Raw genomic sequence first — 12,058 nt, forward strand, 5'->3', positions numbered from 1 at the left:
ATCGCGTTTCCGTGAGTGTTGTCCACAGGCTGGGGGCGAGTGGTGGCTGAGGCCGGGCAACCCGGTCAGAATTTGGGCATGAGGGGGTATGAACCGGGCTTCGCCCGACGGGTGCGGCCTACGCGATGATGAGCGGGAGGCAGCGGTGAGGACAGCGACACTGGGGCCGGCGGAGCGCGCCGAGTCACTCGCATCAATGGCCGAGCGGGAGCTGGACCTCCTGGTCGTGGGCGCCGGCGTGGTGGGCGCAGGCACCGCTCTCGACGCGGCGACCCGCGGACTGTCCACCGGCCTGGTCGAGGCACGTGACTGGGCGTCCGGCACCTCCAGCCGGTCCAGCAAGCTGATCCACGGCGGCCTGCGCTATCTGGAGATGCTCGACTTCGCGCTCGTGCGCGAGGCCCTGAAGGAGCGCGGCCTGCTGCTGGAGCGGCTGGCGCCGCACCTGGTCAAGCCGGTGCCGTTCCTGTACCCGCTGCAGTACAAGGGCTGGGAGCGCCTGTACGCCGGCTGCGGCGTCCTGCTCTACGACGTGATGTCGATGGCCCGCACACATGGCCGGGGCCTGCCCATGCACCGCCACCTGAGCCGCGGCAACGCCCTGCGCGTCGCCCCCGCCCTGAAGAAGGACGCGCTGGTGGGCGCGCTGCAGTACTACGACGCGCAGATGGACGACGCCCGCTATGTCGCCACCCTCGTGCGTACGGCGGCGTCCTACGGCGCGAAAGTCGCCAACCGCGCGCGCGTGGCCGGCTTTCTGCGCGAGGGTGAACGCGTCGTCGGGGCCCGCGTGCAGGACGTCGAGGGGGGCGGCGAGTACGAGATCCGCGCCAAGCAGATCGTCAACGCGACCGGTGTGTGGACCGACGACACCCAGTCGATGGTGGGGGAGCGCGGACAGTTCCACGTACGCGCCTCCAAGGGCATCCACCTCGTCGTGCCCAAGGACCGCATCCACTCCTCGACGGGCCTGATCCTGCGCACCGAGAAGTCCGTGCTGTTCGTCATCCCGTGGGGCCGGCACTGGATCGTCGGCACCACCGACACCGACTGGGACCTCGACAAGGCCCACCCGGCCGCGTCCAGCGCGGACATCGACTACCTGCTGGAACACGTGAACTCGGTGCTGGCGGTGCCGCTGACGCGGGACGACGTGGAGGGCGTGTACGCGGGACTGCGGCCCCTGCTCGCCGGAGAGTCGGACGCCACCAGCAAGCTCTCGCGCGAGCACACCGTGGCCCACCCCGTGCCCGGGCTGGTCGTCGTGGCCGGCGGTAAGTACACGACGTACCGGGTGATGGCCAAGGACGCGGTGGACGCGGCCGTGCACGGGCTCGACATGCGGGTCGCCGAGTGCGTCACCGAGGACATTCCGCTGCTGGGCGCGGAGGGATACCGGGCGATGTGGAACGCACGTGCCCGGATCGCGGCGCACACGGGGATCCATGTGGTGCGGGTGGAGCACCTGTTGAACCGGTACGGGTCGCTGGCCGAGGAGGTGCTCGAGCTCATCGCCGCGGATCCCGCGCTGGGCGAGCCGCTGCAGTCCGCCGACGACTATCTGCGCGCCGAGATCGTGTACGCCGCCTCGCACGAGGGGGCCAGGCATCTGGACGACGTGCTGACGCGGCGCACGCGCATCTCGATCGAGACGTTCGACCGGGGGACGCGGTGCGCGCGCGACGCGGCCGAGCTGATGGCGTCGGTGCTGGGCTGGGACAAGGAACACATCGAGCGCGAGGTCCAGCACTACGAGAAGCGGGTGGAGGCCGAGCGGGAGTCGCAGCGGCAGCCGGACGACCTGACGGCGGACGCGGCGCGGTTGGGGGCGCCGGACATCGTGCCGCAGTAGCAGCACTCCGGCGTAGGGGCCGGCGGCGGTCGAGGGGAGCCGGCGCCGCGAACGGTGCCGACGGGTCGGCGGGCCGCTCCTCGGGCGCGGCCCCACGCAGCCGGATCGTCGGTGAGGGCGCAGGACGTCACCCGAACGGGCTACAGGGGTCGGGATCTCTGCTCGAACCTCGACCGTTCTGTCAGGTGCGAGGGCAGAACTCGGCGGTGAGCAGCCGGCGTTCGAGACCGGGATCTGCGATCGCCGTCGTGTTCACCCGGAAGGTCAGGACGCGATGCCCGCCGACGGTGGCCGCGGAGCGCACGTAGCTGCCGGATATGCGCCCGTTGTGCCCCCATACGACGGTGCCGCACGGCAGCTTCACAGGGAAGAGTCCCATGCCGTACGAGCCATGCGCGGCACGGGTGTCGAGCATCTCGCGCAGTCGGCGCGGGGGCAGCAGGCGGCCGTCGAGCAGCGCGGCGTAGAAGCGGTCGAGGTCGGCGAGCGTGGTCACCAGCTCGCCGGCCGCGCCTGCCACGCGCGGGTCGAGTGCGGTGACATCGGTCCCGTCGGCTGCGTAGGCGCGGCCGTGCGGGGAGGGGAGCGAGGTGCGGGAGCCGGGGAAGGAGGTGCCGGTCAGACCCAGCGGAGCGATGACGCGGCGTTCGGTCTCGGCGGCGTAGGAGCGGCCGGTGACCTGCTTGATGACCAGGCCGAGCAGGACGTAGTTGGTGTTCGAGTAGGCGTAACCGCCGGAGTGGGCAGGGGGGTGGGTGAGGGCGATGCGGACGGCCTGAAGGGGAGTGACGGGGACGGTGCCCCCGGAGGCGGCGGCGAAGTCGTACAGGCCGCTGGTGTGGGTCAGCAGGGCACGAAGGGTCAGCGCGCGCCCGTCGTTGCCCGCCCCGCGCACCAGGCCCGGCAGGTGCTGCTCCACCGTGTCGGACAGGGACAGGCGCCGCTCGGCGGCCAGTTGGAGGACGACCGTCGCGATGAAGGTCTTCGTGATGCTGCCGGCGCGAAAGTGGTCGGTGCGGGCGATGCCCTGCCCGGCCCGGGCATAGCGGGTGCCGCCGTCCTCGCGGGCCAGCAGGGCCGCGGCGGGGGCCTTGCCCCGGGTGACCAGCAGGGACAGCAGGGCGTTTGTCGCCGGTGCCGTGGAGGTCGACGAGGCGGTGCGTGCCGACGAGGAGGTCGAGGAGGTCGGGGACAGGCCGAGAAGGGCCGGGGACACGAGGCAGAGGACGGTGAGGGACACAGGTATGGCCAGTAGTGTCCGAAGCAGTGGCATCGCCGTTCGCGCCATGCGGGGTCCTTCCCTTGTCGCGGGTCATCATGCCGGGCAAGCGGAACCCGTTATTCACCGGGCCTCGGGTGTGCGGTGCCCGGGCGGCTCGGGCCGTGCGGTCGGGTGGCGACGCGTGAGGCACCCTGGGCGTCGGGCACTTGTCGGGTGAGAGACAATGGAGGCTCTGTCAGGGCGGGTTGTATGAGGGGACGCATGTCGGAGGCGGAGCGGGCGGGGACATCTCGTCAGGACACTCGTCAGGACGACCGTGAGCGTCTCCTCGCGGGGCGGTACCGGCTGGGAGGAGTGCTCGGCCGGGGCGGCATGGGCACGGTGTGGCGTGCCGTGGACGAGACTTTGGGGCGGACCGTCGCCGTCAAGGAGTTGCGGTTCCCGTCGAACATCGACGAGGAGGAGAAGCGGCGGCTGATCACGCGCACCCTGCGTGAGGCAAAAGCGATCGCCCGGATCCGCAACAACAGCGCGGTCACGGTGTTCGACGTGGTCGACGAGGACGACCGGCCGTGGATCGTGATGGAGCTCGTCGAGGGCAAGTCGCTCGCCGAGGTCATCCGCGAGGACGGCCTCCTGGAGCCCAAGCGGGCCGCCGAGGTGGGCCTGGCCGTCCTCGACGTGCTGCGCTCCGCGCACCGCGAGGGCATTCTGCACCGCGACGTGAAGCCGTCGAACGTCCTGCTGGAGTCCGACACCGAGCGGGTCGTGCTCACCGACTTCGGCATCGCCCAGGTCGAGGGCGACCCCTCCATCACCTCGACCGGCATGCTCGTCGGCGCGCCGTCCTACATCTCCCCGGAGCGGGCCCGCGGCCACAAGCCGGGCCCCGCGGCCGACCTGTGGTCGCTGGGCGGGCTGCTGTACGCGTCGGTCGAGGGTGTGCCGCCGTACGACAAGGGCTCCGCGATCGCGACGCTCACGGCGGTGATGACGGAGCCGCTGGAGGAGCCGAAGAACGCGGGACCGCTGAAGGACGTCATCTACGGTTTGCTCACCAAGGACCCCGCCAAGCGGCTCGACGACGCCGGTGCGCGGGCGATGCTCAACGCCGTCATCCATGCGCCGGCGCCCAAGTCCGAGCCTGCGGACGCGACGAAGGTCGTGCCACTGCCGCCGCAGCCCGACGCGCCGGAGAGCAAGGGCCGTTCGGGTGCCGGGGCCGGTAAGCGGGGCGAGGAGGCCGGGGAGCGGTTGCGCGGGGCGCTGCGTTCCGTGCGCAAGGCCGCGGTGAGTGCGGGGGCGGCCGGGGCGGCTGCCGCCCGTAGCAAGTCCGGGAGTGAGACGGCCGCTTCGGGGTCCGACGGGGCGGCGGCCGGTGGGTCGTCCACGGGAGTGGGCGGGGCCGGGGCGTCGTCGAAGGCCGGGGATTCCGGCCGGGCTTCCGGTGCCGGGGCCTCCGGTGCCGGGGCTGCCGGCGTGGGTGCCGGGTCGACTGGCGGTGACCGTGCCGGTGCTGATGCCCGTGACCGATCCGGTGCCGGTGACCGTGCCGGTGAGCGGGACGGACAGGCGGCGAACAGGCAGGGTGCGGGCGGCAGTTCGGGGTGGCCCAAGATGGCGCCGCCGGATCTGCCGGCGCGGCCCGCGCCGAGGGCGCCGCTCACCGATGTGGTGCCGAAGCGGACCTTGGCGATCATCGCGGTGGCCGTGGTGGTTGCCGTGATCGGTGTGGTGCTTGCCCTCACGCTCGGCGACGACGACTCGAACGGTGCGGCGAGCGGTGGCGGTGCCAAGGCATCCGCCAAGGCGAGCGCGAGTTCCGACACCAAGAAGGACGACAGCGACAAGACCCGTACGGACCGGGAGAAGTCGGCGTCGGCCGGGTCGGGTTCCGGGGCGGAGAGCGGGACCACGCCCGGTGCCGGGGCGAGCGCGACCGGCGGGAGCGGTGACGGGGCGGGATCCGGGGGCGGGAGCAAGGCCGCGTCGACGCACAACGGGAGCCAGGGGTACGCGCTCGGGCTGCCCGAGGGATGGAAGTTCCAGTCCACGGGGTCGGCGGGCGACCGGTTCACCGGGCCCGACGGGCAGAAGCTGCTCGTTGCCTGGACGTCCACGCCGAAGGGCGACCCGGTGGCGGACTGGAAGGACCAGGAGCAGTACATGCAGCGCTCCGAGTACAAGAAGATCCGGATAGAGGAGGTGGACTACCGCGGTTGGAACACGGCCGACTGGGAGTTCACCTATGCCGAGGGCGGGACGGAGTACCGGACGATCGACCGAGGGTTCGTGGTGAACGAGCAACTCGGATACGCGCTGATGTACACCGCGAAAGCCGCCAACTGGGACAGTGACCTGCGTAAGGACACGTGGCAGACGCTGACGGACTCGTTCAAGCCGAAGTCGTGAAGTGAGCGAATTTCGGTTTGGGCTCGCCAAGGGCGCGATTGGGCCGTGAGATCCGGCAACCCCTCTTTGCGAGTTGCCTCCGGCACGTATCGTGAGTGCTTGCGGACCGTACGCATCCAGTCGTGCGTCCGGAACGGGACGCAAGGCGAGCGAAATTGACCAACCGGACGGCCGGGGGAGGCAACGTGGACGACTATGCGGGTCGGGTACTGGCCGACCGCTACCGCCTGCCGCTGCCGCCGTCCGACGAGTACGAACTCACCGAGACGCGCGCCTTCGACACCTACAGCGGGCAGGAAGTCCTGGTCCGGCAGGTGCCGTTGCCGGAGGTCGTCGAGGCAGAGGTGCTCGACGCCGAGGGGTTGCCCGACGGTTTCACGGCGCGTGACGCGCGCGAGCGCGGGCCCGGGCGACGGCCCTCGGCGCGTTCGAGCCCGCGGCGGCCCAGCGATCCCGCCGTGCGGCGGGCGGTCGAGGCGGCACAGGCCGCGGCGCGGATCCCCGACCATCCGCGGCTGGACCAGGTCTTCGACGTGTTCGCCGAGGGCGGTTCGCTGTGGATAGTGAGTGAGTTGGTGGGTGCGCGCCCGCTGGCCGCGCTGCTCGCCGAGAAGCCGCTGACGCCGTACCGGGCGGCCGAGGTCGCCTCCGACGTCCTCATGGCGCTGCGGGTGCTGCACGCGCACGGCTGGGTCCACCGGAACATCACCGCCCGCACGGTGCTCGTCTGCGACGACGGCCGGGTGATGCTGACCGGGCTCGCGGTCGGGGCCGCGGAGGAGGCGCTGTGCGGGTATGACCCCGTGCCGGTCGAGGACGGTGCCGGGGACGGCGCCGTCGGGACCTTCGGCGGCGGGGCGGCTTCGGGCGGAGAGTTCGGCGGCCCGGGCGGTCTCGGGTCACCCGGCCAGCACGCCGGGGGAACCGGGGCCGGCGTGGACCCCGAGGCTGCCCGGCGTGCCGCCATAGAGGCACGCGCCACCGAGGGGTTGCCGCTGCCGGCGGCCGAGACGGGCCCCGGGGCGGAAGCCTCGGGCGCCGCACCGGGTGGCGCCCTCGAAACCGGTGGGGACATCAGGGCCGCGCGGGCCGGAGCCATCGCCGCGTATCGGGCGGGCGCCCGTGCGGCGGCCCGGGTGCAGGAGGCGCAGAACGGACGGGCGGCGTTGCCCGCAGGGTTCCCGGCAGCCGAAGGCGACCGCGCCGCCCAGGCCAACGGCTCGGCGCAGCAGCCGTACCACTCCGGCAACGGCATCACCACGCCTCAGGGCCAGATCGCCGACCCGTACGGCACGCGGGCCACGCCCTGGCACGGCGCCGCGCCGCGGAGCGGGGCCGGTGGGGCCGCGCCGGACGAGGGCCGGGACCGTACCGCACTTCCGCAGGCGGGGCCGGGCGCGCAGCCCGGGGCCCCCGGCGCCCCGTATGACACAGGTGTGCCCGCGCCCGGCGTCGGTGGGTACGCGGCGGGCGGCAGGTCCGCTCCGGGGCGTGAGCCGTCCCCTGCTGCGGGTGCCCCCGCTCCCGCTCGCGGCGGCAGCGGCTATCCCGCGCGGGGCCTGCCCGCGCCCGGTGTCGGCGGTTTTCCCGCGCAGGGCACTCCTGCCCCCGGTAGCCCGGGCTCGGCCGCCGCCCGGGGCGTGCCCGTCACTCCTGGCGCGCCCACCCCGCCGCCCGTCGGCGACTCCGCCCACCCCGCGACCCGCTGGGGCGACCTGGTGGCCGGTACTCCGGCCCATCGAGGGCCCACCACCGCGCTCGCCGCGGAGCGGGCACGGCAGGCGCGGATGGCTGTGGTCGGGCCCGTGACCGAGCGGTGGGCGCCGGAACAGGCCGGGCCGGTGCACGAGAACTGGCAGCTGGCGGCGCCGATCGGGCCCGCGACCGACCTGTGGGCGCTGGGGGCGCTGCTCTTCCGGGCCGTACAGGGGCATGCGCCGTATCCGGAGGAGTCGACGGCCGAGTTGGTGCAGATGGTGTGCGCGGAGCCGCCCGCCTTCGCCGAGGAGTGCGGACCGCTCAGGCCGGTCGTGGAGTCGTTGCTGCGTCAGGACCCCACCGAGCGCCTCGACTTCGAGGAAGTGCGCGGCTGGCTGCGTTCGCTCGTGCGGTCCGCGCCCGAGCCGGAGGCCGGTGCGCATGTCGTCGCCGCCCCGCCGGTCGACCCGAACCGGCTGCCGATCGTGCGGCGCCGGGGCGAGCTGGTGCGCAGGCGGCGGGCCGGGCTGCCCGCGCATCACGGGCGGCACAAGCGGGCCAAGCAGGAGGCGGCGCACTCGCCGCGCAGGCTCGGGCGTACGTTGCTGGTGCTCGTGCTGCTCGGCATGGCCGCGGCGATCGCGTACGCCATGCTGTTCATGCCGAAGGCCGACCAGGGCGACGGCGCCACTGCGGACGCCGATCGCACCGGCGCGGCGGGACAGACGAGCGAGGCGCCCGACCAGTCCGCCGACGCGAGCAGCGAGCCGCGTCCCGACCAGACCTCCCCGCCGTCCGACAACAGCCCCTCGGAGTCTGCCGGTTCGACCGAGACGCAGACCAACGGCCCCGAGGTCCCCGACGGCTTCACCCTGCGCAAGGACACGGCCGGGTTCCAGCTCGCCGTGGCCAACGGCTGGGACCGCACGCCGCAGAACGGGCGCGGGCAGGTGGTGTACGCGCACGGTGACTTCGACCTCATCGTCGTACCGGGCCGGGACACCACGGCGCAGTACGGCAGCGACCCCATGGTCTACCAGCGGGAGCACGAGCGGGAGTTGCAGCCCTACCGCGACTCCAGCTGGGCCTCCTCCAGTGGGCTGAAGACCATTCAGGTGGGGGAGCGGACCATGGCCGAGGGGCAGTTCACCTGGACCGACGACCAGGGGCGCGAGATTTTCGTGCGCAATGTCGCGATCCTGATCGACGGGAAGTACCACGTCGTGCAGGTGCGCGGCCCGGAGGCCGAGCGGGACGAGGTGACGCGGTTGTTCGAGCAGGCGTCGGCGACCTATCAGGTCACCGGCTGATTTCTGGTGCAAACCCTGTGTGACAAAGGGTTGATGGTTGCTTCGCCGCGGCGAAAGCGACAACCATCACAGTGGGGTCTCCTTGGCACCCCCGTGGTTCCCGTCGAGTCGACCGGTCCTTAACCTGACCCTGTCAAGAGCATTGCGGGGCAACGTGAATCAGATGCAGGGCCAGCTCATTTCGGGCCGCTACCGGCTCGCCGACGCGATCGGCAGCGGCGGCATGGGCCGGGTGTGGCGTGCGCATGACGAGGTGCTGCATCGGGCCGTCGCGATCAAGGAACTGACCGCCGCACTCTACGTTTCCGAGAGCGACCAGGAGCGGCTGCTCGCCCGCACCCGTGCCGAGGCGCGTGCCGCCGCGCGCATCAACCACTCCGCCGTCGTCACCGTGCACGACGTGCTGGAGCACGACGGCCGTCCGTGGATCGTGATGGAGCTGGTCGAGGGGCACTCCCTGGCCGACGCGGTCAAGGAGAACGGACGCGTCGAGCCGACCGAGGCCGCCCGGATCGGCCTGTGGGTGCTGCGGGCGCTGCGCGCCGCGCACTCCGCCGGTGTCCTGCATCGCGACGTCAAGCCCGGCAACGTCCTGCTCTCCGAGGACGGCCGCGTCCTGCTGACCGACTTCGGCATCGCCCAGATCGAGGGCGACTCCACCATCACGCGCACCGGAGAGGTCGTCGGCTCCGTCGACTACCTCGCCCCCGAGCGCGTCCGCGGCCACGACCCGGGCCCCTCCTCCGACCTGTGGGCGCTCGCCGCGACGCTCTACACGGCCGTGGAGGGCCGCTCGCCCTTCCGCCGGACCTCGCCGCTGGGCACCATGCAGGCGGTGGTCGAGGAGGAGGCCGCCGATCCGCAGCACGCCGGCGCGCTGGCGCCTGTGATCAGCGCCCTGCTGCGCAAGGATCCGGCCACCCGGCCCGGCGCCGCCGAGGCCGAGCAGATGCTGGCCGAGGCGGCGGAGGGACGGCGGCCCAGCGCGGCGCAGGTGTACGTCCCCACGCAGCACACGCGGTACGAGCCGGAGGCGCGCACGGGGTCCGGGCACGCCGGGGCGCCCGTGCCCACCGGGGCGCAGACTTCGGTGACCGGTACGCCGTACCCGCCGATGAACGGGCCCACGACGATCGGCCCGCGGTACGCCACCGCAGGCACCGGCACGGGTGCCGCCCCCACCCGGCCGTCGCGCAGACGCCGTCGGCTGCGCACGGTCGCCCTCGTCGTCGCGATCGCCGCGATCATCGGCGGGGGCACCGCCGTGGTGCTGCACAGGTGGGGTCCGGGGAGCGGTGGCACGCCCGCTGCTTCCTCGCCCGGCTCCACGTCGAGCGAGACGGCGCGCCCGGAGGCCGGCGTTCCGTCGTCCTGGAAGCGCTACGAGGACCCCCTCGGATTCAGCCTCTATCTGCCCGAGGGCTGGGAGCGGGAGGTGGTCGGCAAGGAGGTCGACGGCCTCCAGCAGGTCGACTACACCCCCGACGGCGGCGAGCACTTCGTCCGCATCGCCGTCGACACCTCGCCCGACTTCGCGAACGCCTACGACCACCTGGCCGACCTGGAGCAGCAGGTGGGGGAGCGGCTGGTGTCGTACGAGACGGTGTCCCTGAAGCGGAACCTCTATCGCGACCGCGACGGCTCCCTGTGGGAGTACACGTGGGACGCACAGGCCAAGGACACGCCCTTCCCCGGCCCGCGCCGCGCCATCGACCAGGCGTACATCGACCGGGACGGCACGGAGTACGCGATCTACATGTCCTCGCCCGAGCCGGACTGGGCAACGGCACGCAAGCAGTTCACGGCAGTGCTGCAGGGGTGGCAGGCGAGCGGCGCGGGTAGCTCCTGAGCGGCCCGGGGCCTTGCGGCCGGGAGCTCCGGCGGGCTTGCGGTGCTGCTCGTTGTGGGCGGCCCAGTGGTTCTTGAGGTGCGGGGTGCTCGATGCTTTCGCGGCGTGCCTCCGGTGCCTCGCTGAGTGCGTGGCTGGGGGCGCCTGGGGGCGGGGCCCGAGGCCTCGGGGCACCCTGCTCCCGAGGTTCCTCGCGGCGCGCGGCTCCCGAACTCTGCCGCCGCCGGGGCCCCGAGGGCCCGACACGGCACCCGGCCCCGAGGCCCTCCCGGCACCGGGTACCGAGCCCGTCAAAGCACCCCGCGCCGACCCCACCCGTCAGCCCGGCCCCCAAGCCTCCCGCCCTCCCCGCGAGCATCCCGCGGCTTTTGGAACCCTTTGCTGCTTTGCATAGTTGGCCGATCGGCGCCCCGGAGTCGATCCGTCCGGTGCTGCATGATGGGGCGCATGGGGACCGAGGGAGCCAACTTCCGTGTGATCGCGGGGCGTTATCGCCTCGAGGCGAGGCTCGGTCGCGGCGGCATGGGTGTCGTATGGCAGGCGACCGATCAGTTGCTCGGACGAAGGGTGGCCGTAAAGGAGCTCCCCCTCGACGAGACGCTCTCCGCGGCCGAGGCCCGGCGAGCCCGTGAGCGCACGTTGCGCGAGGCGCAGGCGGTGGCGCAGCTGAGCCACCCGCACGTCATCGTCGTCCACGACATCCTGGAGGACGACGAACGCCCCTACATCGTGATGGAGTTGGTGGACGGCGACTCCCTCGCCGACCGGATGGCGGCGCACGGCCCCGTCGACGCGCCGGAGGCCGCCCGGATCGGCGCCGACCTGCTGAGCGCGTTGCAGACGGCCCACGCGGCCGGCGTCCTGCATCGCGACATCACCCCGGCCAACGTGCTCATCGAGAACGGCACCGACCGCGTCGTCCTCACCGACTTCGGCATCGCCCAGGTGGCCGGCTCGACCACGCTCACCGAGTCCGGGTCCTTCGTCGGCTCGCCCGAGTACACCGCGCCGGAGCGGATGTCCGACTCCAGGACCGGGCCCGCATCCGACCTGTGGTCGGTGGGCGCGCTGCTGTGCGCGGCCCTGAGCGGTGAATCTCCCTTCCGGCGCGACTCGTTGAGCGGCATCGTGCTCGCCGTCGTGTCCGACGAGATCTGTCCGCCCGCGCAGGCGGCGCCGATCCTGCCCGTCGTTCAGGGGCTGCTGGAGCGGGACCCGGCGCTGCGGCTGGACGCGGAGGCAGCCGAGCGGATGCTGCGGGAGTTCCTGGACACGGGGCGCGTGCCTGCGGAGAAACGGTTCGGCAGGTCTGTCGTGCGCCCGGTCGGCGGTGGGGAGAGCTCGTACTCGACGCGCAGCAAACTGGCCACCGTCGTGCTGGTCGCCGCGATGGCGGTCGCGGGGGTGTCGGCCGCGGCCCTGCTGGTGAGCCGGGGCGGGGACGGGGGCGTGGTGCCGCCCAGCTCAACACCGGGGACGTCGGCCGGACCGACCGGACCGACCGGGACACCGAGCGCTTCCAGTCGACCCGGTACGCCGAGTGCCTCCGGCGGACCCGGTACGGCAAGCCCCTCCGGCAGACCGGACACGGCGAGCCCCTCCACCAAGCCCGGCACGGTCACCCCCTCCGGCGCACCGCGCCCCCGCCCCTCCAGTGCTCCCAGCACCCCCACCGCCCCCCTCTCACCCCTCGCGCCGACCAACCTCGGATAAAG

6 protein-coding genes are annotated in these 12,058 nt (G+C 72.8%); 5 read left to right on the forward strand and 1 reads right to left on the reverse strand.

The genetic code is table 11. From position 1 onward, the window contains the following. Positions 1-145 precede the first annotated feature (145 nt). Positions 146-1,852: a glycerol-3-phosphate dehydrogenase/oxidase gene (locus AB5J55_RS25760; RefSeq protein WP_369272903.1), complete on the forward strand. Its 1,707-nt coding sequence runs from the start codon at positions 146-148 to the stop codon at positions 1,850-1,852. A 181-nt stretch (positions 1,853-2,033) separates the two neighbouring features. Here AB5J55_RS25760 and AB5J55_RS25765 read toward each other — a convergent pair whose 3' ends face one another. Next, positions 2,034-3,125 (reverse strand): serine hydrolase domain-containing protein, encoded by a 1,092-nt coding sequence (locus AB5J55_RS25765; protein WP_369276291.1) that lies wholly within the window; start codon positions 3,123-3,125, stop codon positions 2,034-2,036. A 210-nt stretch (positions 3,126-3,335) separates the two neighbouring features. Between AB5J55_RS25765 and AB5J55_RS25770 the strand changes: the two genes are divergently transcribed. From AB5J55_RS25770 to AB5J55_RS25785, 4 genes are all read left to right on the forward strand, one after another. After that, positions 3,336-5,486, forward strand: a complete 2,151-nt coding sequence (locus tag AB5J55_RS25770; RefSeq protein ID WP_369272904.1) for a serine/threonine-protein kinase — start codon at positions 3,336-3,338, stop codon at positions 5,484-5,486. Between the two features lie 185 nt (positions 5,487-5,671). After that, the gene (locus AB5J55_RS25775) at positions 5,672-8,494 is read left to right on the forward strand and encodes a protein kinase (RefSeq protein WP_369272905.1); all 2,823 of its coding nucleotides are present in this window, start codon (positions 5,672-5,674) and stop codon (positions 8,492-8,494) included. Between the two features lie 163 nt (positions 8,495-8,657). Beyond that, positions 8,658-10,343 carry a serine/threonine-protein kinase gene (locus AB5J55_RS25780; RefSeq protein ID WP_369272906.1) on the forward strand — a complete coding sequence of 562 codons (1,686 nt, stop codon included), beginning with the start codon at positions 8,658-8,660 and terminating at the stop codon, positions 10,341-10,343. Positions 10,344-10,790: 447 nt separating this feature from the next. Continuing rightward, the gene (locus AB5J55_RS25785; RefSeq protein ID WP_369272907.1) at positions 10,791-12,056 is read left to right on the forward strand and encodes a protein kinase; all 1,266 of its coding nucleotides are present in this window, start codon (positions 10,791-10,793) and stop codon (positions 12,054-12,056) included. Positions 12,057-12,058: the final 2 nt, after the last annotated feature.

The sequence above is a fragment of the Streptomyces sp. R11 genome (assembly GCF_041051905.1).
Taxonomy (GTDB): domain Bacteria; phylum Actinomycetota; class Actinomycetes; order Streptomycetales; family Streptomycetaceae; genus Streptomyces.

Excerpts from the sequence above, each read along its gene's own strand:
- AB5J55_RS25785 (WP_369272907.1), top strand. The coding sequence starts at position 10,791 with ATGGGGACCGAGGGAGCCAACTTCCGTGTGATCGCGGGGCGTTATCGC.
- AB5J55_RS25765 (WP_369276291.1), bottom strand. The coding sequence starts at position 3,125 with ATGCCACTGCTTCGGACACTACTGGCCATACCTGTGTCCCTCACCGTC.
- AB5J55_RS25770 (WP_369272904.1), top strand. The coding sequence starts at position 3,336 with ATGTCGGAGGCGGAGCGGGCGGGGACATCTCGTCAGGACACTCGTCAG.
- AB5J55_RS25780 (WP_369272906.1), top strand. The coding sequence starts at position 8,658 with ATGCAGGGCCAGCTCATTTCGGGCCGCTACCGGCTCGCCGACGCGATC.